Genomic DNA, 23,364 nt, shown 5'->3' on the forward strand with positions numbered 1-23,364 from the left:
TCCCGACCGGGATACGCGCTCACGACGTGCTCAGCGGTGCTGGACCGCCTGCTCGGCGGTGGCCAGCCACTCCCGCCAGGTGGCGGCCTGCGCCTCGGCCTGCTCGGCGCGCCTGCGGTCGCCCGCCGTGCGGGCCTTCTCGGCCTGCGCCTCGAACTGGGCGACCCGCTCGCGGAACTGGGCCACCCGGGCCTCGGCCTCCGGGTCGGTGCGCCGCCACTGGCGGTCGGCGGCCTCGCGCACCCGCTCCTCGACGGCGCGCAGCCGGGACTCCAGCGGGCGGATGTCGTCGCGCGGGACCTTGCCGATCTCCTCCCAGCGCTCCTGGACCATCCGCAGTGCCGCCCGGGCGGCCGTCGGGTCGGACACGTCGATCCTCTCCGCCTCGACCAGCAGCGCCTTCTTGGCCTCGGCGTTGGCCGCGAACTCGGCGTCGCGCTCGGCGAACACCTCGGAACGGCGGTGGAAGAACGTGTCCTGCGCGGTGCGGAACCGCTGCCACAGCGCGTCGTCGGCGTCCTTCTGGGCCCGCCCCGCCGCCTTCCACTCGGCCATCAGGTCGCGGAAGCGGGCCGCGGTGGGGCCCCAGTCGTCGGAGGAGACCAGCTTCTCGGCCTCGTCCACCAGCTCCTGCTTGTAGGCCTTGGCCCCGGCGCGCTGGCGGTCGAGGTCGGCGAAGTGCGAGCCGCGGCGGCGGTTGAACGCCTCGCGGGCCCGGGAGAACCGCTTCCACAGCTGCTCGTCGACCTTGCGGTCGATGCCGCGGATGGTGCGCCACTCCTCCAGGATCGCCTTGAACCGGTCGCCCGCCTGCTTCCACTGGGTGGCCTCGCCCGCCAGCTCCTCGGCCTCGGCGGCCAGCGCCTCCTTGCGGGCGACCGCGGCCGCGCGCTGGGCGTCGCGGGCGGAGCGGGCGGCCTCGACGGCCGCCTCCGCACCGGCCACGATCTCGTCGAGTCGGGCGCGCAGACCGGCGACGTCGCCGACGACGGCGGCCTCGTCCAGCCCGTCGCGCAGGGCCTTGGCGCTGCTCAGCGTCTGCTTCGGGTCGCCGCCGCCGGCGACGCGCGCGGCCAGCAGCTCGGCCTCGGCGCGCAGGTCGTCGAAGCGGCGGGCGAAGTGCGCCAACCCCTCGGCGGGCTCGCCGGCCTGCCAGGAGCCGACGGCCCGGTCGCCGTCGGGCGTGACCAGGTGGACGGTGCCGTCCTCGTCGACCCGGCCCCAGCGGCTCGGGTCGGACTCCGCCGCGGGCACGGGCGAGGGCAGCGGGGCGAGCGGCTCCGCCGCAGCGGCGGGCGCCGCGGCCGGGCGCGGGGGCCGACCCGGGCCACCCGGCCGGGGCGGCACACGGGGCCGGGCCGCGGGCCACCGCCCGGGCGGGAACCCGCCGGGGGCGGACCGGGCCGCGGCGGCGCGGGTCGGGGCGGGGCCGGGAGGGGCGCCCGGGCGGGCGCGGACGGCTGCTCGGCCGGGGTGGGGGCGCCGCTCGCGGCGGGCGACCCCATCGGCGAGCCGGGAGCGGCCGGGCCGGTCGGCTCGGCGGCCGCGGCGAGGTCCACCGGGTCGACGGCCGTGTCACCAGCCGTGTCACCAGCCGTGTCACCAGCCGTGTCACCAGCCGTGTCACCAGCCGTGTCGGCGGCTGTGTCCGCGGCCGTGGGGGCGGCTGTGTCCGCGGCCGCGTCGCCGGCTGTGTCCGCGGCTGTGTCGGCGGGCGTGTCGGCGGGCGTGTCGGCGGGCGTGTCGGTGGCCGGCTCAGCGGCCGGGTCGCCGGCTGTGTCCGCGGCATCGGTCGTGGCGGCCGTGGGGGTGGCCGGGTCGTCGGCCGGGTCGTCGGTCGGGTCGTCGGTCGGGGTGTCCGCGGCGCCGGTCGCGGCGACCGCGGCCGGCTCCTCGCGGGGGGTGACGTCCGCGTCGGCCCGCGGGATCGCGGGCGGCTCCGCGGCGGCGACGGCGGCGGGCGAACCCGCGACCGAGCCGGCGGCGGCCGGTGCCTCGGCGCCCGTCGGCGCGTCCTCGACGGCGGGGGCCCCGTCGCCGGCGCCCGCGCCGTCCGGCGGGGTGCTGCTGTCGGCGTTCCCGCCCGCCGCGGTGGTGTCCTGGCTGGCGTCCTGCCCCGTTGCGGGTTGCTCGGTGAGCCGCTGATCCGACACCGTTCGGTCCTTTCCGTTCGGCCCACCTGGGTGGGCGCCCCGGTCGGGAGGCCGGGGCCGTGCACGTCGGCTCCGCCGGTCGTCCGCGCCGGTGGCCGTGCAGGCGATTCAAGCAGGTGACACGGCCTCCGGGCACCCGCCTGACGGGGTCGACGCAGCCCAACGGCCGGTCCCGATCGGCGAGTCGCGGTGCGGGGTGCCCCACGGACGGCCACGCGGCGTCGAGGCGGCGGCACCCCGTTCCGGTGGCGGTGGGTGAGGGTGCTGTCACGATCGGGCGGTGGGTGATCACCGGGAGCGTCCGGACGGCCGTCGGGACGTGCCCAGCCGTGGATCGGGTGAAGGTCGGCGCCGGGCGGCCCGTCCCCGATCCGCTCGTCTAGCCTGCGGCGGTGCTGTCGATGGTCGCGGTGCTCCCGGAGCCGCCGCTGCTGGTGCCGGAGCTGGCCACCGGCGCCGCCGCGGAGACGGCCGAGCTGCGGGCGTCCTGCCTCGCGGCGGGCGCCCGGCTGGCCGCGGCCGCGCCGCGCTGGATCGCGGTCGGCGCCGATCCCGGCGGGCGCCGGACCGTGCCGCCGTCGGCGTGGGGCAGCTTCATCGGGTACGGCGTGGACGTCGTCGCCGGGTTGGACACCACCGGGGCGGGGCGGGACGGCCCGGTCGACCCGCGGCTGCCGCTGCCGCTGCTGGTGGCCGGCTGGGTGGCCGAGCGGGCCGGGGCGCGGGTGTCGATCCGGGGGGAGCTGGTCGCCCCCGACGAGCCGCGGGCGGCCTGCGCCGCGCTGGGCGCCGACCTGGCCCGGGAGTGCACCGCCGACCCGGGACCGGTCGGGCTGCTGGTGCTCGGCGACGGCGCCGCCGCGCACACCGAGCGCGCCCCCGGCCACTTCGACGCGCGGGCCGCGCCGTTCGACACCGCCGTGTCGGTCGCGCTGCGCGACGCGGACGGCCCGGCCCTCGCCGCGCTCGACGCGGACCTCGCCGCGGCGCTCGTGGTCGCTGGGCGGGCGCCCTGGCGCGTGCTGGCCGCGGCGGCCGCCGGCCGGGAGTGGCGCGGCGAGCTGCTGCACTCCTCGGCGCCGTTCGGGGTGGCCTACCACGTGGCCGTGTGGACGCCGCGATGACCGGGGCGGGGCCCGGCCTGGTGGCCGTCGTGGGCCCGACCGCCACCGGCAAGTCCGACCTGGCCGTGGCGCTGGCCCGCGAGCTGGGCGGCGAGGTCGTCAACGCCGACGCGATGCAGCTCTACCGCGGGCTCGACGTCGGCACGGCCAAGCTCACCGCCACCGAGCGGGCCGGGGTGCCCCACCACCTCCTCGACGTCCTCGACGTCACCGACACCGCCTCGGTGGCCGCCTACCAGCGCGACGCGCGCGCGATCGTCGAGGAGCTGATCGCCGCGGGGCGCACCCCGGTGCTGGCCGGCGGCTCGGGCCTGTACGTGCAGGCGGTGCTGGACGAGCTGGAGTTCCCCGGCACCGACCCGGGATTGCGCGCCGAGCTGGAGGCCGAGCTCGATCGGCTGGGCCCGCAGGCCCTGCACGCCCGCCTCGCCGAGGTCGACCCGGCCGCGGCCCGGGTCGTGCTGGCCTCGAACGGCCGCCGGATCGTCCGCGCGCTGGAGGTCGTGGCGCTGACCGGGCGGCCGTTCCCGGCCCGGCTGCGCACCGACGGCGTGCCGCGCTACGGCGCCGTGCTGCTGGGCGTCGACCGCGACACCGCCGAGCTGGACGCGCGGATCGGCAGGCGGGTGGCCCGGATGTTCGCCGCCGGGCTCGTCGACGAGACGAGAACGCTGCTGCCCGGGCTGCGCGCGGGCCCGACCGCCTCCCGCGCGCTGGGCTACCAGCAGGTGCTCGCCGCCCTCGGCGCCGGTACCGGGGCCGATGCGGGGACCGACCTGTGCGGGGCCGCCGCGGCGACGGTGCTGGCCACCCGCCGGTTCGTCCGCCGCCAGCGCTCGTGGTTCCGCCGCGACAAGCGCATCCACTGGCTCGACGGCGCGGCCCCCGACCTGGCGGAGCGGGCGCTGCGCCACCTGGGCGCCGCGGCGGGCCGCGAGCCGGTCCGTGCCGCCCCGTAGGCTCGTTGACGTGCGGTTCAGCAAGGGACACGGCACCGAGAACGACTTCGTGGTGCTCCCCGACCCCGATGGTGAGCTCGACCTGACCCCGGCCAGGGTGGTCGCCCTGTGCGATCGCCGACGTGGGCTGGGCGCCGACGGCGTGCTGCGGGTGGTGCGCTGGGCGAAGCTCGGCGACGGCCCCGCCGCCGACCCGGGCGTCGAGTGGTTCATGGACTACCGCAACGCCGACGGCAGCGCGGCGGAGATGTGCGGCAACGGCATGCGGGTGTTCGCCCGCTACCTCGCCCACGAGGGCTGGCTCGGCGGCGGCGCGGTGCCCATCGGCACCCGCGGCGGGGTGCGCAGCGTCGTGCTCGACGGCGCCGAGGTCTCGGTCGACATGGGGCCGGCCGTGGTCGGCGAGGCCGGCACGGCCAGCGTCGAGGGGGAGGCCTTCCCGGGCATCGCCGTCGACGTCGGCAACCCCCACCTGGCCTGCGTCACGGAGGCGGCCATCGACGCGCTCGACCTGAGCCGCCCGCCCGGCCACGACCCGTCGCTGTTCCCGCACGGGGTGAACGTCGAGTTCGTCTCCCCGGTCGAGGGGGGCGAGGTGGCCATGCGGGTGCACGAGCGCGGGGTGGGGGAGACGCGCTCGTGCGGGACCGGCACGGTGGCGGCGGTGGTGGCCGCGCTGCGCCACGCCGGCCGCGAGACCGGGACGCTGGCTGTGCGGACCCCCGGCGGACGGCTGCGGGTGACCGTCGAGGGGGGCACCACCGTCCTGCACGGCCCCGCGGTGCTGGTGGCGCACGGCGAGCTGGCCCCGGACTGGTGGGCGGCCGCCGGCTGAGGCGCCCGCTCAGGACGGGGTGGCGGCCCGGTCCGCGGTCGGCAGGTCGCGCAGCCGCCGCAGCGGCGAGAGCAGCAGCCACAGCGGGGCGAGCATGGTGCCGACGGCCGCGACCAGCAGCGTCGCCCGCAGCCCGAGCAGCTCACCCAGTGCGCCGCCGAGCAGCCCGCCCAGCGGGATGGTGCCCCAGACCAGGAACCGGATGCTGGCGTTCATCCGGCCCAGCAGCCGGTCGGGGCAGATCGACTGGCGGAAGCTGACCTGGGCGACGTTGTAGAGCACGGCGCCGTAGGACTCCGCGGCGAGCCCGACCGCGAACCACACCGGCGACCCGGTCGTCACCAGCAGCAGGAACGGCCCGGTGACCAGCAGCGCACCGACCACCACCCGGCCCTGCCCGAACCGGCGGATCCACCAGCCCGCGGTGACCGCCCCGGCCGCCCCGGCCACGCCCGCCGCGGACAGCACCAGCCCCACCGCCGCGGCCGGCAGCTCGAGCTCGATCGCCAGGTAGAGCACCTGCACGGACATCAGCGTGGCGGCGAAGAGGTTCGCCGTGCCGGTGCAGGCGGTGATGGCCCGTAGCAGCCGGTGGCCCAGCACGTAGCGCAGGCCCTCGCCGATCTCGGCGCGCAGCGACCGGCCCGAGCGCTCCGGCACCTCCTCGCGCCCGCGCATCCGGGCCAGCGCGGCCGCCGAGACCAGGAAGCTCACCGCGTCCAGCAGGACGGCGCCCGCCGCGCCCACCAGCTGGACCAGCCCGCCGCCCATCGCGGGCCCGGCCGCGGCGGCCGCGGCGCGCGTCGACTCCAGCTTGGTGTTGCCCTCCACGAGTCCCTCGCGCCCGACGACCGAGGGCAGCACCGACTGGTAGGCCACGTCGAAGAACACCGTGGCCACCCCGGCCAGCAGGCTGACCACCAGCAGCTGCCCGAAGCTGAGCAGGCCGAGCCACCAGGCCAGTGGGACCGATCCGAACAGCGCGAACCGGACCAGGTCGGCGGCGATCATCACCGGGCGCCTGCGCACTCGGTCGAGCAGCGCCCCGGCGTGCAGCCCGACCAGCAGGAACGCCGCCGTGCTGGCCGCGGTGAGCAGGCCCATCTCCCAGGGCGTCGCGCCCAGGGCCGTCGCGGCCAGTAGCGGCACGGCGAGCTGGCCGACCATCGTGCCGACGTGGCTGACCGTCTCCCCGGCCCACAGCTTGAGGAAGTCGTGGTGCCGCCACAGCGTCGTCCGCCCGGGTGCCATCGACCCATGGTGGGGGAAGTGATTGGAAACTGTCAATCACTTCGCCGTGGGCGAACAGCGCTGCACATCTACGCTGTCGCCATGTCCGCCGCACCGGGGCGCCGTCCCGCCACCGAGGCCGAGATCGCCGCGCTGGCCTCGTCGGTCCGGCTGCGGATCATCCGGATGACCCGGGCCGAGCCGCTGACCAACGCCCGCATCGCCGAGCTGCTCGGCCGCGACCCCGCGACCACCCTGCACCACGTGCGCAAGCTCGTCCGGCACGGCTTCCTCGAGCCGCTGCCCGCCCGCCGCGGCACCCGCGGGGCCAAGGAGATCCCCTATCGGTCCACCGGCCTGTCCTGGCGGCTCGAAGGTGCCGGGGCCGACCCGGTCCTGGCCGAGGCCGTGCTCCGGGCCTACCTGGACGAGGTCACCGAGGTCGGCGTCACCGCACTGGAGCAGACCCGGCTGGTCGTGCAGCTGCGCCCGACCGAGGTCCAGTCGCTGCGGGCCGAGCTCGACGCGGTGGTGCAGCGCTACGCCGCCCTGCCGGTCGACGCCGGGGCGGAGCCCGTCGCGATATACCTTTCGGTGTACCCCGGCGGAAACAGAACGGACAGCGACGGCGTTGACATGGGAGCATGACTTCCACGATGACTGAACCCGCCCTGTCCACCCCGAACCCGGCCTCCCGCGCGACGTCCCGCGAGACCCGGGGCGACTACGAGCTCGAGGAGCGCAGCTCGCTGCGCCGCGTGGCCGGACTGTCCACCGAGCTCACCGACGTCACCGAGGTCGAGTACCGGCAGCTGCGCCTGGAGCGCGTGGTCCTGGTCGGCGTCTGGACCGAGGGCAGCGCCGAGCAGGCCCGCGCCTCGCTGGCCGAGCTGGCCCGCCTCGCCGAGACGGCGGGCTCCCAGGTGCTCGACGGCCTGATCCAGCGCCGCCCGCGCCCCGACCCGGCCACCTACATCGGCACCGGCAAGGTCGACGAGCTGCGCGACGCCGTGCAGGATGCCGGCGCCGACACCGTCATCTGCGACGGCGAGCTCTCGCCCGGCCAGCTGCGCCAGCTGGAGGACAAGCTCAAGGTCAAGGTGATCGACCGGACCGCGCTGATCCTGGACATCTTCGCCCAGCACGCCCGCTCGCGGGACGGCAAGGCGCAGGTCGAGCTGGCCCAGCTGTCCTACCTGCTGCCCCGCCTGCGCGGCTGGGGCGAAGCGCTCTCGCGCCAGGTCGGTGGCCGGGCCGCGGGCGGCGTCGGCATCGGTGGTCGCGGCCCCGGTGAGACCAAGATCGAGCTCGACCGGCGGCGCATCCGCAGCCGGATGTCCAAGCTGCGCCGCGAGATCGCCGCCATGCGCCAGGTCCGCGAGACCCAGCGCGGCGAGCGGCGCCGCCACGACGTGCCGTCGGTGGCCATCGTCGGCTACACCAACGCCGGCAAGTCGAGCCTGCTCAACGCGCTGACCGGCGCCGGGGTCCTGGTCGAGGACGCGCTCTTCGCCACCCTCGATCCGACGACCCGCCGGGCCAACACCGTCGACGGGCGCACCTACACCCTCACCGACACCGTCGGCTTCGTCCGGCACCTGCCCCACCAGCTCGTCGAGGCGTTCCGCTCCACCCTGGAGGAGACCGCCGACGCCGACCTGCTGGTGCACGTGGTCGACGCCTCCGACGCGCTGCCCGAGGAGCAGATCAAGGCGGTCCGCCAGGTCCTGGTGGAGATCGGCGAGAACCGCGACGGCACCATGCCCCGCGAGCTGCTGGTGGTCAACAAGACCGACGCAGCGGGCGACCTGCAGCTCGCCCGGCTGCGCCACCTGCTGCCCGACGCGGTGTTCGTCTCCGCGCGGGGCGGCGAGGGCATCGACAAGCTCCGCGCCCGCATCGCCGAGCTGCTGCCGCGGCCCGAGGTCGACGTCGAGCTGCTGGTGCCCTACGCCGAGGGGTCGCTCGTGGCCCGCGTGCACTCCGAGGGCGAGGTGGTCTCCGAGGAGCACACCCCGGAAGGCACCCGCATGCACGTGCGCGTGGGCGCCGAGCTGGCCTCGGTCGTGCTGCCCTACGCGCTGGCCGGGGGGCCCGGGACCACCGGCCCGCGCTGACCGGGGCCGGAACTGATCGAACTCCTGCTGGCCGGTGCGGTGGCGCTCGCCACCCCACCGGTCGCGGTGGCCGCACCGGCTCCGCGGGCGCACTGCGCCGTGACCGACGACGACCTCGGCGAGCTGTCCGGGATGGTCGTCGACGGGGCCGGCGTCGTCGCCGTGGCCGACAGCGGTCGCCGGGTGGAGCTGCACCTCCTCGGTGACGCCCTCGCCGGCGACGACTGCGCCATCACCGACACGCGCACGGTCGACGTCGACCCCTACGACGCCGAGGACCTGGCCCGCGGTCCCGACGGCGCCGTCTGGGTGGCCGACACCGGCGACAACGCCCGCCGCCGCGACACCGTGGCGGTGATCGTCGTGCCGGCCGACGGCGAGGCGCGGCTGCACCGGCTCAGCTACCCCGACGGCCCGCACGACGCCGAGGCGCTGCTGGTCGACCCGCAGGGCCGACCGGTCGTGGTGACCAAGCAGGTCGGCTCGGCGGGCGTCTACCGCACCGCGGCGCCGCCCGACGGCGTCGGCCCGACCCCGCTGGAGCTGGTGGGGACCATCGCGCTGCCGCCGTCGTCGACGCAGGGCGGTCCGATCGGCGGCTTGGGCTCGCGCACCGTGACCGGGGCCGCCGCCAGCGCCGACGGCCGCGTGGTCGCGCTGCGCAGCTACACCGACGCCTGGCTCTACCCCGCCCCCGACGGCGACCCGGTGGCCGCACTGCTCGGGACCGGGGCGCCGGTGCAGGTCCCGCTGCCGGGCGAGCCGCAGGGCGAGGCCATCGCCTTCACCCCGGCGGGTGACCTCGTCTCCGGATCCGAGACCCGCGACGGGGAGCCCGGCGAGATCCGGGTGGTCGTGGGAGCGGCCGGGCTGGCGGCGGCCGTGCCGCCCCCACGCGGAACTGCGCCCGCGCCTGCGCCCACCCCCGACCCCGCTCCGGACGTCGTCGCGGAGGAGGACGACGGGGTGCCCTCGCCGGGCCTGCCGGCCGCGCTCGGGGGCGCCGTCGTGGTGGGCGTGCTGCTCGCGGGGATCGTCGCGATGAGCCTGCCCCGGCGCCGTCGCTGACGGGACCGGGGCAGGTCGAGCGCTGGGGTCGTGACCCGCCGGAACCGATCAGAGCCGGCGCAGCACCGCCACGACCCGCCCGAGGATGGTGGCGTCGTCGCCGGGGATCGGGTCGTAGGCGGGGTTGGCCGGCATCAGCCAGTTGTGCCCGTCGCGGCGCTTGAACGTCTTCACCGTGGCCTCGCCGTCGATCATCGCGGCCACGATCTCGCCGTTCTCGGCGACCGGCTGCTGGCGGACCACGACCCAGTCGCCGTCGGTGATCGCGGCCTCGACCATCGAGTCGCCGCGGACGTTGAGCAGGAACAGCTCGCCCTCGCCGACGATCTCCCTGGGCAGCGGGAAGACGTCCTGCACGGCCTGCTCGGCCAGGATCGGACCACCGGCGGCGATGTCGCCCAGCAGCGGCACGAACGCCGGGGCCGGACGGCCGTCGAGCGCGTCGGGCGCAGCGGCGGGGGCGCTGTCGTCCTCGGGGGCGCGCACGTCGACCGCACGGGTGCGGTTCGGGTCGCGGCGCAGGTAGCCCTTGCGCTCGAGGGTCCGCAGCTGGTGGTGCACCGATGAGGTGGAGGTCAGCCCGACGGCGTCGCCGATCTCGCGGACGCTCGGCGGGTAGCCGAAGCGGTCCACCCAGTCGCGGATGACGTCGAGCACCTTGCGCTGCCGCGGCGTCAGCCCGGCCGGTCCGACCTGCGGGTCGGGGAACGCGCTGACCTGCGCGGTGCGGGCGGGGGCCGGCTTCGCCGCCGGTGTGGGACCGGCGTCGTCGCCGGGACCCGGGCCGGGCTCGTCCCGTGCCATGTGTTCTGGCCTCCTCGTGTCGACCGGGACGGCTGTCCCGGAGGGGTCGTGCTGTCGTGCCGTGCTGTCCTGCTGTCCTGCTGTGCTGTGGCTGCGTCGCTGTCCTGCGGTGCTGTCGGTTGGGCTCCCGTCGTCACGGCGGGTGCCGGGACGTCGCCCCGACGGCGGCAGACGTGACCGTGTCGTGACCGTGTCGCTGCGCCGGCGTGGTCGTTGTCCCGGTGTGGCAGGTGTCGTCGGAGCCCGATGCGCGGCCGGGGAGTTCGGTCCACGGTGGACTCCGTGGCCGTCACCGCCGGTGTGCGGGTGCTACCGCCGTCGGTACGACGGTAGCCCCGATCGGCGCTGTCGCCAAACGCATGTTCGAACGACACGCCCGCGATTCTCGATTCTGTCGGTGCGCGGTGGTAGACATCGTCCGACGTTCATTCGAACACCTGTTTGGATCGCACGGTGAACGGGAGAGGCGGAGGCGGCCAGATGCGCGGTCACGACATCACCGAACAGCCATCGCGGATACGACGGTCCGGCCTGGGCGGGCGGCGGGTGCCCAGGGGGCCCTGGCCGGCGCGCCCCGGGGTCGTGCCCGTCGGGGTGCGCCCCGTGCAGCCGGCCCGACCCTCCTCGCCCCCGGTCGTGCGGAAGTCCTCGGCGCTGGCCCTGCTGGGCTCGTCGCTGCTGGGCGCGCCCCGTCGGGCCGAGCAGCGGGTCCTCGCCCGCCGGGCCCTCCCGCTGTCCCCGATCGTCCCGCGGGCACAGCGGCTCCTGGCCGCGCTCGCACTGGCCACCGCCACCGCCACCGTCGTGGTGCTGTTCGGGCTGCTGGCGGGCGCGGTCGCCGAGTCAAGGGGCGGGGCGCCCGCTCCGGCCACCGCCGCGCAGCAGTTCGCCGCCACCCCGCGGTCCGGGGCCCCGGCGGACATCACGGTCACCGTCGGCCCGGAGAAGACCGTCTGGGAGGTCGCGCAGGCCGTCCTCCCGTCGGCCACCGGCCCCGAGCTGGGCGCGCTCGCCGAGCGGATCATCGTCGACAACGAGCTGTCCTCGGTGCGGGTGCAGCCGGGTCAGGTGCTGCGCGTGACCGTCGGCTGACGGTCCGCGCGCGGCGCGCCGTTCGGCGCTGCACATCGCACAGATGGGGGCTCCGGCTTTCCCCACCCCTACATGTTGTGGTTAGACTCGCCTTGTTCGTCAGGCGCGGGTCCCCGTGGTCCACGCCCTGCTCCGGGGAGGGGTCGCTCGTGCGTTGCCCGTTCTGCCGCCACTCCGACTGCCGGGTCATCGACTCCCGCGAGGTCGAGGACGGCAAGGCCACCCGCCGTCGGCGCTCCTGCGCGGAGTGCGGGCGCCGGTTCACCACCGTCGAGGAGGCGGTCCTGGCCGTCCTCAAGCGCAGCGGGGTGACTGAGCCGTTCAGCCGCGACAAGGTCGTCAGCGGGGTGCGCCGGGCCTGCCAGGGGCGCCCGGTCGACGAGGACGCGCTGCAGAAGCTGGCGCACCGCGTGGAGGAGGCGGTGCGCACCAACGGCACGGCCGAGATCCCCAGCCACGAGGTCGGGCTGGCCATCCTCGGCCCGTTGCGCGAGCTCGACGAGGTGGCGTACCTGCGCTTCGCGAGCGTCTACCGGTCGTTCTCCTCGATAGAGGACTTCGAGAAGGAGATCGCCGACCTGCGCACCGCCGCCGCCCGCGGCTCCACCTGACGAACCTCGGCTCCACCGCACCACGCCACCCACCAGATCCGACCGCGGCCGCACCCCAGAGCGGCGGCGGTACCGGCGGGGCCCCAGCCCGCCGAGCAGGAAAAGAGGAACGTCCATGACCGAGACCGTCGAGCCCGCATCAGCAGCGACGGGACGCCGCAAAGCCGCCAAGGCCGCCAAGGCCGCGTCGGCGCCCGGCCTGACCGTCGAGCGGATCCACACCACGCCCGGCGTGCACCCCTACGACGAGGTCACCTGGGAACGGCGCGACGTCGTCATGACCAACTGGCGCGACGGCACGGTCAACTTCGAGCAGCGGGGCGTGGAGTTCCCGAGCTCCTGGTCGGTCAACGCCACCAACATCGTCACCAGCAAGTACTTCCGCGGGGCCGTCGGCTCCTCGACGCGCGAGTCCAGCCTGCGCCAGCTGATCGACCGGGTGGTGCGGGTCTACCGCCGCTCCGGGCAGGAGAACGGCTACTTCGCCACCGAGGCCGACGCCGAGGTGTTCGAGCACGAGCTCACCTGGATGCTGCTGCACCAGGTGTTCAGCTTCAACTCGCCCGTCTGGTTCAACGTCGGCACCTCTTCGCCGCAGCAGGTGAGCGCGTGCTTCATCCTTTCGGTGGATGACACGATGGAGTCGATCCTCAACTGGTACCGCGAGGAAGGGCTGATCTTCAAGGGCGGCTCCGGCGCCGGCCTGAACCTGTCGCGCATCCGCTCGTCGAAGGAGCTGCTGTCCTCCGGCGGCACGGCCTCCGGCCCGGTGTCGTTCATGCGCGGCGCCGACGCCAGCGCCGGGACCATCAAGTCCGGCGGGGCGACGCGGCGGGCGGCCAAGATGGTCGTGCTCGACGTCGACCACCCCGACATCGAGGAGTTCGTGGTCACCAAGGCCAAGGAGGAGGCCAAGGTCCGCGTGCTGCGCGACGCCGGGTTCGACATGGACCTGGGCGGCTCGGACATCACCTCCGTGCAGTACCAGAACGCCAACAACTCGGTCCGGGTCACCGACGATTTCATGCACGCGGTCGAGGAGGACACCGACTTCGGGCTGCGCGCCCGCATGACCGGCGAGGTCATCGAGAGGATCTCGGCCAGGAAGCTGTTCCGCACCATCGCGCAGGCCGCGTGGGAGTGCGCCGACCCCGGCATCCAGTACGACGGCACCATCAACGACTGGCACACCTGCCCGGAGTCCGGCCGCATCTCCGCGTCCAACCCGTGCTCGGAGTACATGCACCTGGACAACTCCAGCTGCAACCTGGCCTCGCTCAACCTGCTGACCTTCCTGGGCGCCGACGGCGCGTTCGACGGCGTGCGGTTCCAGAAGTCCGTCGAGCTGATCATCACCGCGATGGACATCTCGATCTGCTTCGCCGACTTCCCGACCGAGCCGATCGGCGACACCACCCGCAGGTTCCGCCAGCTCGGCATCGGCTACGCCAACCTGGGCGCCCTGCTGATGGCCAGCGGCCACGCCTACGACTCCGAGGGCGGGCGCGCGCTGGCCGCGGCGATCACCTCGCTGATGACCGGCGCGGCCTACAAGCGCTCCGCCGAGCTCGCCGGCGTGGTGGGCCCCTACGAGGGCTACGCCCGCAACGCCGAGTCCCACCAGCGGGTCATGCGCAAGCACGCCGCCGCCAACGACGCCATGCGCACCCTGCCGGCCAGCACCCCCATCAACCGGCTGGCCACCGCGGCCTGGCAGGAGGGCCTGGCCACCGGCACCCGCAACGGCTGGCGCAACGCGCAGGCCTCGGTGCTGGCCCCCACCGGCACCATCGGCCTGATGATGGACTGCGACACCACCGGCATCGAGCCCGACCTGGCCCTGGTCAAGTTCAAGAAGCTGGTCGGCGGCGGCTCCATGCAGATCGTCAACCAGACCGTGCCGCGCGCACTGGCCAAGCTGGGCTACCAGGCCGAGCAGATCGAGGCGATCGTCGAGTTCATCGGCGAGCACGGCCACGTGATCGACGCGCCCGGCCTGCGCCCCGAGCACTACGAGGTGTTCGACTGCGCCATGGGGGAGCGGTCCATCGCGCCGATGGGCCACGTCCGGATGATGGGCGCGGTGCAGCCGTTCCTGTCCGGGGCGATCTCCAAGACGGTCAACATGCCGGAGTCGGCCACCGTCGAGGACGTCGAGAAGGTCTACCTCGACGGCTGGCGGATGGGCCTCAAGGCGTTGGCGATCTACCGCGACAACTGCAAGGTCGGCCAGCCGCTGTCGGTGGGCAAGTCCGCCAAGCCCGCCGCGGAGACGGAGGCCGCGCCGGTCGTGGAGGCCCGTCCGGTGCGTCGCCGGCTGCCGAAGAAGCGCCCGAGCGAGACCGTCTCGTTCACCGTGGGCGGTGCCGAGGGCTACCTGACCGCGGGCTCCTACCCCGACGACGGCCTCGGCGAGATCTTCGTCAAGCTCGGCAAGCAGGGCTCCACGCTGGCCGGCGTGATGGACGCCTTCTCGATGTCGATCTCGGTGGGCCTGCAGTACGGCATCCCGCTGGAGTTCTACGTCTCGAAGTTCTCCAACCTGCGCTTCGAGCCGGCCGGCATGACCGACGACCCGGACGTGCGGATCGCCACCAGCGTGCTGGACTACCTGTTCCGCCGCCTCGCGCTCGACCACCTGCCCTACGACAAGCGCGTCCAGCTCGGCATCTTCTCCGCCGACGAGCGCACCGCGCAGGTCGCCGAGAACTACGGCGAGGTCGACATGGAGGCGCTGCGCGGCGGCGTCGACGCGGCGGTCCCGGCGGCGTCGAAGGCGGCCACGCCCGCCCCGGTGGAGGTGGGCAGCTCCACGGAACTGCTGGAGCTGCACCTGGGCAAGGTGGCCGATGCGCCGCTGTGCATGACCTGCGGCACCAAGATGCGGCCCGCAGGCTCCTGCTACGTCTGCGAGGGCTGCGGCTCCACCAGCGGCTGCAGCTGATACCGGGCCGTGTTGCACGCGATGCAACGTTGAGCACTGCATGCACAAGTGAGTGACCTGCACGTCGAGGTGGGCGTCGACCCTTGGTCGGCGCCCACCTCGTGTTCTCGACCAGGGACATCAAGACCCAGGCGAACGAAGCTCAACGATGTTGTTAGATGCAACGCACGGAGCGAGCGGTCGATCTTCCTGGTGCGGCGCAACTCGTGCTGGCCGAAGGGGTGGTTCACCTCGATCCAGCGCCGGCGGTGTTCGAGGTGACGGCGGCGAGGGCGCCAAGCACTGGCTGCACGTGCTCACCGAACTCAAGAACCGCGGCGTCAACGACGTGCTCATGCTCGTCTGCGACGGCCTGAGCGGGCTCCCGGACGCGGTCGAGGCGGTGTGGCCGCAGACCATCACCCAAACCTGTGTGGTGCACCTGCTGCGCAACAGCTTCCGCTACGCAGGCCGCCAGCACTGGGACCCCATCGCCAAGGCGCTGCGCCCGGTCTACACCGCGCCGACCGAGGCCGCGGCGATGGAGCGCTTCCCGGAGTTCGTCGAGGCCTGGGGCGCCGCTACCCGGCGATCGTGCGGTTGTGGGAGAACGCCTGGGCCGAGTTCGTGCCCTTCCTGGCCTTCGACCCCGAGATCCGCAAGGTGGTCTGCTCGACCAACGCCGTCGAGTCGGTCAACGCCCGGATCCGCCGCGCGGTCAAGGCCCGCGGGCACTTCCCCAACGAGCACGCCGCGCTGAAGTGCATCTACATGGCGATCATGAGCCTGGACCCCACCGGCCAAGGCCGCCGGCGCTGGATGATGCGCTGGAAACCCGCCCTGAACGCCTTCGACATCGCCTTCGACGGCCGCCTCAGCGCCGGCCGCAAGTAACCCTGTCAGCTGCCGTTACACCGTTCAGTCGACAGTCCCGTGGACCCCGCGCGAGCTCTCTTCAGACTGGTGGTTGTTGGTTGAGCAGCCCGACGGGGTCGGAGCTGTAGGCGACCATCCAGCTGGGGGTGATGCGATACCAGACGCTCTCGTCCCAGGACGGGTCGTCGCCGTCGCCGCCGTAGTGGTTGACGAGGTAGTCGCGGACAGTCGGCCAAGCCGGGTCGCTGCTGGACCCCTCGGGGTTCAGCGGAACAGCGTGTCCGTGCGTGAAGATGCCGAGCTGCTCGCCTCGCATATAGGTCGCGCTGATGCCGGGCCGCGCTGCGAGATGCTGGGCTTTCGCGGCCTGGCGGTGGGTGCCGATGATCCAACGGCCGTGTAGGAGGTGCCCGTCGGCGCCGCTGATGCGTGGCTCGCCGCGCCGGGTGACTGTGGCGATGGCCAGAGTGCACATGCCTCGGCAGACTCGGACGACCTGCTCGGCGTCCAGGGTCCTCTCACCGGGTAGGACGATCGACTTGAGGTGGCTGCTGGAGCGGGCCAAGGAGGTGTCGAGGAGGACTTGGAGCTCGTGGAGCTCTACGGCAGTCTCGAACATTCGGTCAGGTAATCAGGTCCCACCGACAGCGCTGGCTCAGTGCGCAGTCGCGGATCAGACCGTCACGGTGGGGCCAGCGCAGGTTGACATCTTCAAGCGGGTCGAGGACGGCCGGAACGGACATCGCGAAGACGAACAGAGCACCGTCGGAACAAGTCCGCTGCGCCAGCACGGTCCCCGGCGCGGGCCCCGCCCCCCCCCCCCCCGGGGGGGGGGGGGGGGGGGCCGCCCTGTCCGCCGACGATCAGTCGAACCAGTCGAACAGCAGGTCGCCCACCCGGTCCGGCCGGTGGTGGGCGACGTCGCGCCGTTCGTCGTCGCCGAGGGAGCGCAGGTGCTCGGCCACGAGCGGGCGGTCCAGGTCCGCGGGCGAGGCGACCCGTAACCGGGTCGAGGTGGGGCTGGGTCACCCCGGTGCGCGGGAGGTCCCCGACGTCCACGCCGCGATCATCCCGTACCCGGCCCGCGCGACCGGGGTCACAGCGCCGGACCCGTCACGTCCCCGGCCACCGCCCCGTCCCCACTGTGCGGCCACGGGGGTCGCGCGGGAGGGAGGTCGGCGATGAGCACGACGACGGTGGGGATGGGCACGGAGCGCGCGGTCCGGGTGCTGCTGTGGGCCGCGGTGGCGGTGGAGGCCGTGATCGGGGTGTGGGCGCAGTTCTTCCCGGTCGGCTTCTACGAGGACTTCCCGCTCGGGTGGGGGTGGGTGCAGCTGCTGCCGCCCTACAACGAGCACCTCGTGCGCGACGTGGGCGGGCTCAGCCTCGCGCTGGTCGTGGTGCTCGCGGCGGCGGCTCTGCGGCCCGACCGGTGGAGCGCGCGGGTGGCGGCGCTGGCGGGCGCGGTGTTCGTGGTGCCGCACACGATCTTCCACGCGACGCACATGGCGCACTTCCCGGCGTTCGACGCCGTCGCGCAGACCGTGGGCAACGTGGGACTGTGCGTGCTGGTCGCGGCGATCTGGGTGCTGGCGGGACGGCTGCCCGCGCGGACCGGGGGGAGCGGGCGGTGAGCGGCACGATCCTGGTGACGGGCGGGACGGGCACGTTGGGCCGCGCGGTCGTGGCCCGGTTGCGCGAGGCGGGAGCCGAGACGCGGGTGCTGAGCCGCAAGCCCGGCCCCGATCGCGTGGTCGGCGACCTGGACACCGGCGCGGGCCTGGACGAGGCCGTGCGCGGGGTCGCGGTCGTGGTGCACGCGGCCACCCGCCACGGCCACGACGTCGCCGGCACCGAGCGGCTGGTGGCCGCCCTGCGGCGGACCGCGCCGCGGGCGCACCTGCTCTACGTCTCGATCGTCGGGGTCGACCGGGTGCCGCTGCCGTACTACCGGGAGAAGCTCGCGGTCGAGGAGGTGGTGCGGGGCTCGGCGGCGCCGTGGACCATCCAGCGGATCACCCAGTTCCACACCCTGCTCGACGCGGTGTTCGCGGCGCTGGCCCGGCTGCCGCTGATGCCGGTGCTGGCCGGCACCGACGTGCAGCCGATCGACGTCGGCGACGCGGCCGCCCGGGTCGCGGCCCTGGCCCTGGACCCGCCCGGCGGCCGGGCACCCGACCTGGCCGGACCGCAGGTGCGCCCGATGGCCGACTTCGCCGCGGCTTGGCTGGCCGCGCGCGGGAAGCGCAGGCGGCTGCTGCCGGTGCGGCTGCCGGGCCGGATCGCCCGGGGCTACCGCGACGGCGGGCACCTCGCGCCCGAGCACGCGGACGGGACCGTCACGTTCGAGGACTTCCTGGCCGCGCGCCCCGATCGGACGCGACCCCGCTGACGCGCGCCGCCGCCACCGCCCCGAGGTGTCAGTGCGACGCGCAGCAGTCCGCTCCGGGCGGGGTCGCCGGCTTCGGGGAGGTGCCGCCCATCCGCTCGATGCCGCCTTCGACCTTGGCCAGCCACCGCTCGTCCGGCTCGGTGCCGGCGTCGGCGTACTCGTCGTGCCAGTTCCACCAGGCGTAGGGCGGCGACTGCGGGTAGCCCTGCGGCGAGTCCTCCCACTGCTCCTGCCGACCCAGCGCGGTGATGTCGAGGTAGTCCCAGGTGCCGCCCATGGCCTCGTCGCCGCGGTTGTCGACGAAGTAGGTGCGGAACACGCGCTCGCCGTCGCGGATGAACGCGTTCGTCCCGTGCCACTCGTCGACGCCGAAGTCGGCGTCGAAGCCGTCGGTGATCGTGTACCAGGGCATCGACCAGCCCATCCGCTCCTTGACCCGGGCGATGTCGGGCTGCCCGGCGCGTGAGGCGAAGACCAGCGTGGTGTCTCGCGCGTTCAGGTGCGCGACGTGGGCCACCTGGTCGGCCACCATGGAGCAGCCGCGGCACGCGTGCTCGGGCCAGCCGAACACCCCGGGCTCGAAGAAGGCCCGGTAGACGATCAGCTGGCGGCGGCCGTGGAACAGGTCGAGCAGGCGCACCCGACCCCGCGGCCCGTCGAACGCGTAGTCCCGCTCGACCTCCAGCCACGGCATCCGACGGCGGTTCGCGGCCAGCGCGTCCCGGGCCCGGGTGAGCTCCTTCTCCTGCACCAGCAGCGCCGCCCGCGCGGCGTCCCACTCGGCCGCGGAGACGATCGGGGGCGTTGTCGTCGGGAGTTCGGTGTTCGGGAGTGCGGTCATCGTCGTGCGTCCTTCCGGATCGGATCTGTCCGTACATCCCGCGCTCAGCCGTCGAGGTGGTCGCGCAGGGCGGCCAGGACGGTGCGTCGGGTCGGGTCGGGTCGGTCGGCGAGATCGTCGGTCCGTTCGAGGCGGTCGGGGAAACCCACGTGCATCTCCAAGTAGCAACCATCTGATTGCGACCTTATGGCAACCATGGAGTTGCGTCAACGTCGGACCCTGCGCCGGCGATGACGACCTGCGGCCCCGCGGGTCCTCGGCAGCACGCCGCGACGGAGCAGCTACGCCCGGCAGACCTCGTCGTCAGGAGAGGCGCCGCCCGGATGAGCGAGATGGACCTGGTGGACCTGATGCTGGAGGAGCGCGTCCCGGTCGGCTGCCGTGACGGCGGACCGGCCGGTGCCGGCTGGATGATGCATTGCTCACGACCTAGTCTCGGGGGGTGATCGAGGACGACGCACCGGACCGCGACTGGACCGAACCGGGGGTCTACCGGTGCGCGCCCGGGGTCCACCGCATCCCGCTGCCGCTCCCGCAGGACGGCCTGCGGGCGGTCAACGTGTACGCGATCGCCGACGAGTCCGGCTGGACGCTGGTCGACGCGGGCTGGGCGATCGCCGAGGCGCGCGAGCTGCTGGGGAAGGCGCTGGCCCGGCTGGACGCGGGGTTCGCCGACATCCGCCGCTTCCTGGTCACCCACATCCACCGCGACCACTACACCCAGGCCGTCGCCCTGCGCCGGGAGTTCGGCATGAAGGTGGCGCTCGGCCGCGGCGAGCAGCCGGGGCTGGAGGCCATCCACAGCCCGGCCAACGCCGGCCTCGTGCGCGACGACGTGCTGCACCGGGCGGGCGCCGCCGAGCTGGTCGCCCGGCGGACGGGGCCGCCGCCGCGGCACAGCCGCGACGAGTGGGAGTTCCCCGACGAGTGGATCGAGGACGGCGCCGAGATCCTGGTCGGCGACCCGGACGCCCCGCGCAGGCTGCGCGCCGTGCAGACCCCCGGCCACACCCAGGGCCACGTGGTGTTCGCCGACGAGGCGGGCGAGCTGCTGTTCGCCGGCGACCACGTGCTGCCCACGATCACCCCGTCGATCGGCCTGCAGCCGGTGCGCGCGGCCAGCCCGCTCGCCGACTTCCTGGCCTCCCTGGAGCTGGTGCGCTCCCGCCCGGACGCCCTGCTGCTCCCGGCCCACGGGGCCACCGGGATGCGGGTGCACCAGCGGGTCGACGAGCTGCTGGCCCACCACGCCAAGCGCCTGGACGCCACCCTGGCCGCCGTGCGGTCGGGCTGCTCGACCGCGTACGAGGTGGCCGCCGTGCTGCCCTGGACGCGCCGCGAGCGCCGCCTCGCCGACCTGGACGCGTTCAACACGATGCTGGCCACCACGGAGACCCTCGCGCACCTCGACGTGCTCGCCGAGCGCGGCCTGCTGACCGTCGCCGACGACGATCACGGCGTCGCCCGCTACACCGTCTGACCTCCGCCGCCGCGGCGCCGCTCCGATCGGTCGGCGACACCGTTGGAGGGGTGCTGCCCCACCGTTCGTCGATCCGCACCCGCGACCCGCCGCAGCGACACGCCCGGACGGCGATCCCGATTGGTGCTGCTCCGCGGCCCGGGGCAAACTGATCACCAGCACAGCACCAGCACAAGTGAGCCGGGCACCGGGCCCGGATGAACGCAGCAGTCCGCCACGGCATGAGGACGTAGGGGAAGACGATCCTCGTCGACGTTGGAGGTCTGCAGTGAACGCACGCGGCGTGGTCTTCGTCCACTCGTCGCCGACTGCGGTCTGCCCGCACGTCGAGTGGGCGATCTCGGGTGTCCTGGGGACCAAGGTGTCCCTGCAGTGGACGCCCCAACCTGCCGTGCACGGAGCGCTGCGCGCCGAGTGCACCTGGTCCGCGCCGGTGGGCACGGGCGGCGCGATCGCGGGTGCCCTGCGCGCCTGGACGATGCTGCGCTTCGAGGTGACCGAGGACCCCACGCCCGGGGCCGACGGCGAGCGCTTCTGCTACGTGCCCACCCTCGGGCTGTGGCGCGGGCAGACCGGCGCGAACGGCGACGTCGTGGTGGGGGAGAACCGGCTGCGCGCGGTGCTGGCCGAGACGCCGGCCGCGCAGGTGCCGGCCAAGATGCACGAGCTGCTGGGCACGGCGTGGGACGACGTCCTGGAGGACTTCCGCTACGCGGGCGACGGCGCCCCGGTCACCTGGCTGCACCAGGTCGGCTGAGCGGCCCGGGACGGCCCGGTCGCGGCGGCGCGGCCGGGAGCCGAGGTGCTCACCGGTCCTGCAGCAGCGCCTCGCCCTTGACCAGCCACGACAACCCGAACGCGAGCACCGCGGCCACTTCCAGCCAGAACACCGGCAGCACGGCGCCGCTGACCGCCTCGGGCAGGACGTTGTCGAGCAGGACGGCCAGGGCGATGGCCACCACCATGACGATCCCGCACACCCGGTAGAGGACGTTGCGCCGGAGCTTCTGCGCGGTCGGGGCCCCCGCGGTCCGGGTGAACCGGAAGTACGACAGGTAGGCCAGCGCCAGGAAGAAGGCGCCGGCCCCGACGTAGTGCACGACCCCGGCGACGGCTTCGGCGGTCGTGGGCGCCCTCGCCGGTGGCGTCGTGGGGCTCAGCGCGAGGGTGATCGCGCCCAGCCCGGCGACCGCGCTGGTCAGGTTGTCGCCCCGGTCGTACCCGGGGTAGTAGAGGAGGTAGACGCCGACCGCGCACATCGCGCCGACGAGCACGTTGCGCATGTCGGTGTAGTAGAACCCGCTGATCGTCGCGGGCAGCCCCGCCCGGAAGAACAGCACCTCGCCCAGCGGCAGCACGACCGGCAGGCCGACACCGATGACGCCGATCGCCCGCCGCAGTGCGGCCTGGCGGGTGCGCCGGTCGTCCGGCGCCGGTGCGGTTCCCATGCGCGCATCATTCCCCGGCGCACGGCCCGACGGTCCGGCGGTCGGGGTCGCCGGACGTGCCCGCGCACCCGCCGGCCTCCACGCCCACGTCAGGACGTGCGCGTGGAGGCGGACCGGGTGCGCGTCGCGCCTGGGCGCCGGTGGGTCGGAGCCGGGTCAGGCCCGGGTGAAGGCGACCGCCGCGTTGTGCCCGCCGAAGCCGAAGGAGTCGCAGACCGCGGCCTCCAGGTCGACCTTGCGGGGTTCTCCGGCCACCACGTCGAGCTCGACACCCGGGTCCATCTCGTCCAGGTTGAGCGTGGCCGGGATGACGCCCTCCTTGATGGAGAGCAGCGTGATGATGCTCTCCACCGCCCCGGCCGCCCCGACCATGTGGCCCAGCGCCGACTTCGGCGCGGTCAGGATCGGGTGCGTGCCCAGCGCCTTGACCACCGCCCGGCTCTCCCCGACGTCGCCGACGACGGTGGAGGTGGCATGGCAGTTGACGTGCCCGATGTCGGAGGGCTGCAGCCCGGCGCTGCTCACCGCCTTGAGGATGGCCCGGGACTGCCCGGTGCCCTCCGGCTCCGGGCCGGTGATGTGGTGGGCGTCGGAGGTGATCCCGGCGCCGGCCAGCCTGCCGTGCACGGTGGCCCCGCGCGCGGCGGCGAACTCGGCCCGCTCCAGGACCATGATCCCGGAGCCCTCGCCGAGCACGAAGCCGTCGCGACCGACGTCGAAGGGCCGCGAGGCCCGCTCCGGCTCGTCGTTGCGCTGCGATAGCGTCCGCGCCTGCACGAAGCCGGCCACCGTGATGCCGGTGATGCAGGCCTCCGCGCCGCCGGCGATGACGACGTCGACCTCGCCGCTGCGGATCAGCCGCAGCGCCCAGGCCAGCGCCTCGGCCCCGGACGCGCACGCCGAGACGGGCGCGTGCACGCCGCCGGTGGCGCCGAACTCGATGCCCACCCAGGCCGCGGGCCCGTTGGGCATGAGCATCGGCACGGTCAGCGGCGAGACCTTGCGCAGCCCGCCGCTCTCGAGCAGGTCGTCCTGGTCGAGCAGGGTGACCGCGCCGCCGATGCCGGTGCCGATGACCACGGCCAGCCGGTCCGGCTCGACCTCCGGCCGGCCGGCGTGCTCCCACGCCTCCTGGGCGGCGACCAGCGCCACCTGCTCGCAGCGGTCCATCCGGCGGGCCTTGACCCGCGGCAGGACCTCGGTCGGGGAGACCGCGAGCGGAGCGGCGATCTTGACCGGGAGCTGGTGGCGCTCCACCCACTCGTGGTCGGCGTCGTCGATGCGCCGGACGCCGGAGCGCCCGGCGAGCAGCGCTTCCCACGTCGCCGCGACGGTCCCGCCGAGGGGGGTGGTCGCGCCGAGGCCGGTGACGACGACGTCGGTGCTCTGGCGGCTCATCTCGTCCTTCCGA

The 23,364-nt window shown here is 74.5% G+C and carries 21 protein-coding genes and 1 pseudogene; 15 read left to right on the forward strand and 7 right to left on the reverse strand.

Annotation, left to right across the window (positions count from 1 at the left end; translation table 11 throughout):
* Positions 1–30: 30 nt before the first annotated feature.
* Positions 31–1,347, reverse strand: coding sequence for a DUF349 domain-containing protein (locus KDL28_RS31210; RefSeq protein WP_252444324.1), 1,317 nt, complete (start codon positions 1,345–1,347; stop codon positions 31–33).
* A gap of 429 nt (positions 1,348–1,776) precedes the next feature.
* Between KDL28_RS31210 and KDL28_RS31215 the strand changes: the two genes are divergently transcribed.
* The 4 genes from KDL28_RS31215 to dapF all read left to right on the forward strand — a co-directional run bounded on the left by KDL28_RS31215 (position 1,777) and on the right by dapF (position 5,071).
* Positions 1,777–2,145: a hypothetical protein gene (locus KDL28_RS31215; protein ID WP_252444325.1), complete on the forward strand. Its 369-nt coding sequence runs from the start codon at positions 1,777–1,779 to the stop codon at positions 2,143–2,145.
* 409 nt (positions 2,146–2,554) lie between these two features.
* Positions 2,555–3,277: a class III extradiol ring-cleavage dioxygenase family protein gene (locus KDL28_RS31220; protein ID WP_256503106.1), complete on the forward strand. Its 723-nt coding sequence runs from the start codon at positions 2,555–2,557 to the stop codon at positions 3,275–3,277.
* Complete coding sequence (gene miaA / locus KDL28_RS31225) at positions 3,274–4,236, forward strand: tRNA (adenosine(37)-N6)-dimethylallyltransferase MiaA (protein ID WP_252444327.1); 963 nt, start codon at positions 3,274–3,276, stop codon at positions 4,234–4,236. Before KDL28_RS31220 ends, miaA begins: the two co-directional genes overlap by 4 nt.
* Before the next feature lie 10 nt (positions 4,237–4,246).
* A complete protein-coding gene (gene dapF, locus KDL28_RS31230; RefSeq protein WP_252444328.1) occupies positions 4,247–5,071 on the forward strand; it encodes a diaminopimelate epimerase in 825 nt (274 codons plus the stop codon).
* Positions 5,072–5,080: 9 nt separating this feature from the next.
* Here the strand turns inward: dapF and KDL28_RS31235 are convergent, their stop codons facing one another.
* On the reverse strand, positions 5,081–6,322 hold the full coding sequence (locus tag KDL28_RS31235) for an MFS transporter (RefSeq protein ID WP_252444329.1): 1,242 nt from the start codon (positions 6,320–6,322) through the stop codon (positions 5,081–5,083).
* Between the two features lie 81 nt (positions 6,323–6,403).
* On the opposite strand from KDL28_RS31235, the gene KDL28_RS31240 reads away from it, so the two are divergent.
* From KDL28_RS31240 to KDL28_RS31250, 3 genes are all read left to right on the forward strand, one after another.
* Positions 6,404–6,949: an ArsR/SmtB family transcription factor gene (locus KDL28_RS31240; protein ID WP_252444330.1), complete on the forward strand. Its 546-nt coding sequence runs from the start codon at positions 6,404–6,406 to the stop codon at positions 6,947–6,949.
* 8 nt (positions 6,950–6,957) lie between these two features.
* Complete coding sequence (hflX, locus tag KDL28_RS31245) at positions 6,958–8,418, forward strand: GTPase HflX (protein WP_252444331.1); 1,461 nt, start codon at positions 6,958–6,960, stop codon at positions 8,416–8,418.
* Between the two features lie 99 nt (positions 8,419–8,517).
* Positions 8,518–9,486, forward strand: a complete 969-nt coding sequence (locus KDL28_RS31250; protein ID WP_252444332.1) for a WD40 repeat domain-containing protein — start codon at positions 8,518–8,520, stop codon at positions 9,484–9,486.
* A 48-nt stretch (positions 9,487–9,534) separates the two neighbouring features.
* Here KDL28_RS31250 and lexA read toward each other — a convergent pair whose 3' ends face one another.
* The gene (gene lexA / locus KDL28_RS31255; RefSeq protein WP_252444333.1) at positions 9,535–10,290 is read right to left on the reverse strand and encodes a transcriptional repressor LexA; all 756 of its coding nucleotides are present in this window, start codon (positions 10,288–10,290) and stop codon (positions 9,535–9,537) included.
* Positions 10,291–10,893: 603 nt separating this feature from the next.
* Between lexA and KDL28_RS31260 the strand changes: the two genes are divergently transcribed.
* The 4 genes and pseudogenes from KDL28_RS31260 (at position 10,894) to KDL28_RS31275 (ending at position 15,810) form a co-directional block, all read left to right on the forward strand.
* Positions 10,894–11,382, forward strand: coding sequence for a hypothetical protein (locus KDL28_RS31260; protein ID WP_252444334.1), 489 nt, complete (start codon positions 10,894–10,896; stop codon positions 11,380–11,382).
* 149 nt (positions 11,383–11,531) lie between these two features.
* The gene (gene nrdR, locus KDL28_RS31265) at positions 11,532–11,993 is read left to right on the forward strand and encodes a transcriptional regulator NrdR (protein ID WP_252444335.1); all 462 of its coding nucleotides are present in this window, start codon (positions 11,532–11,534) and stop codon (positions 11,991–11,993) included.
* A gap of 115 nt (positions 11,994–12,108) precedes the next feature.
* Positions 12,109–14,937, forward strand: a complete 2,829-nt coding sequence (locus KDL28_RS31270) for a vitamin B12-dependent ribonucleotide reductase (protein WP_252444336.1) — start codon at positions 12,109–12,111, stop codon at positions 14,935–14,937.
* Between the two features lie 148 nt (positions 14,938–15,085).
* Positions 15,086–15,810, forward strand: a pseudogene (locus tag KDL28_RS31275) (IS256 family transposase).
* Positions 15,811–15,871: 61 nt separating this feature from the next.
* On the opposite strand, the gene KDL28_RS31280 reads toward KDL28_RS31275, so the two are convergent.
* The gene (locus tag KDL28_RS31280) at positions 15,872–16,411 is read right to left on the reverse strand and encodes a pyridoxamine 5'-phosphate oxidase family protein (RefSeq protein ID WP_252444337.1); all 540 of its coding nucleotides are present in this window, start codon (positions 16,409–16,411) and stop codon (positions 15,872–15,874) included.
* A 562-nt stretch (positions 16,412–16,973) separates the two neighbouring features.
* Here KDL28_RS31280 and KDL28_RS31285 point away from each other — a divergent pair.
* Together KDL28_RS31285 and KDL28_RS31290 are read left to right on the forward strand one after the other, a co-directional pair.
* On the forward strand, positions 16,974–17,426 hold the full coding sequence (locus KDL28_RS31285) for a hypothetical protein (RefSeq protein WP_252444338.1): 453 nt from the start codon (positions 16,974–16,976) through the stop codon (positions 17,424–17,426).
* The gene (locus KDL28_RS31290) at positions 17,423–18,184 is read left to right on the forward strand and encodes an SDR family oxidoreductase (protein WP_252444339.1); all 762 of its coding nucleotides are present in this window, start codon (positions 17,423–17,425) and stop codon (positions 18,182–18,184) included. The genes KDL28_RS31285 and KDL28_RS31290 overlap by 4 nt, the downstream gene beginning before the upstream one ends.
* Positions 18,185–18,212: 28 nt before the next feature.
* Here KDL28_RS31290 and KDL28_RS31295 read toward each other — a convergent pair whose 3' ends face one another.
* Positions 18,213–19,025, reverse strand: a complete 813-nt coding sequence (locus KDL28_RS31295; RefSeq protein WP_252444340.1) for a DUF899 domain-containing protein — start codon at positions 19,023–19,025, stop codon at positions 18,213–18,215.
* 442 nt (positions 19,026–19,467) lie between these two features.
* Between KDL28_RS31295 and KDL28_RS31300 the strand changes: the two genes are divergently transcribed.
* Both KDL28_RS31300 and KDL28_RS31305 read left to right on the forward strand, forming a co-directional pair.
* On the forward strand, positions 19,468–20,505 hold the full coding sequence (locus tag KDL28_RS31300) for an MBL fold metallo-hydrolase (RefSeq protein ID WP_252444341.1): 1,038 nt from the start codon (positions 19,468–19,470) through the stop codon (positions 20,503–20,505).
* Positions 20,506–20,773: 268 nt separating this feature from the next.
* Positions 20,774–21,262, forward strand: coding sequence for a DUF3145 domain-containing protein (locus KDL28_RS31305; RefSeq protein WP_252444342.1), 489 nt, complete (start codon positions 20,774–20,776; stop codon positions 21,260–21,262).
* A gap of 49 nt (positions 21,263–21,311) precedes the next feature.
* On the opposite strand, the gene KDL28_RS31310 is transcribed toward KDL28_RS31305, so the two are convergent.
* The gene (locus KDL28_RS31310; RefSeq protein ID WP_252444343.1) at positions 21,312–21,953 is read right to left on the reverse strand and encodes a DUF1129 domain-containing protein; all 642 of its coding nucleotides are present in this window, start codon (positions 21,951–21,953) and stop codon (positions 21,312–21,314) included.
* A 156-nt stretch (positions 21,954–22,109) separates the two neighbouring features.
* Positions 22,110–23,351, reverse strand: a complete 1,242-nt coding sequence (locus KDL28_RS31315) for a beta-ketoacyl-[acyl-carrier-protein] synthase family protein (RefSeq protein WP_252444344.1) — start codon at positions 23,349–23,351, stop codon at positions 22,110–22,112.
* Between the last annotated feature and the right edge of the window lie 13 nt (positions 23,352–23,364).

Source organism: Pseudonocardia humida (genome assembly GCF_023898865.1).
In the GTDB taxonomy this organism is placed as follows: domain Bacteria; phylum Actinomycetota; class Actinomycetes; order Mycobacteriales; family Pseudonocardiaceae; genus Pseudonocardia; species Pseudonocardia humida.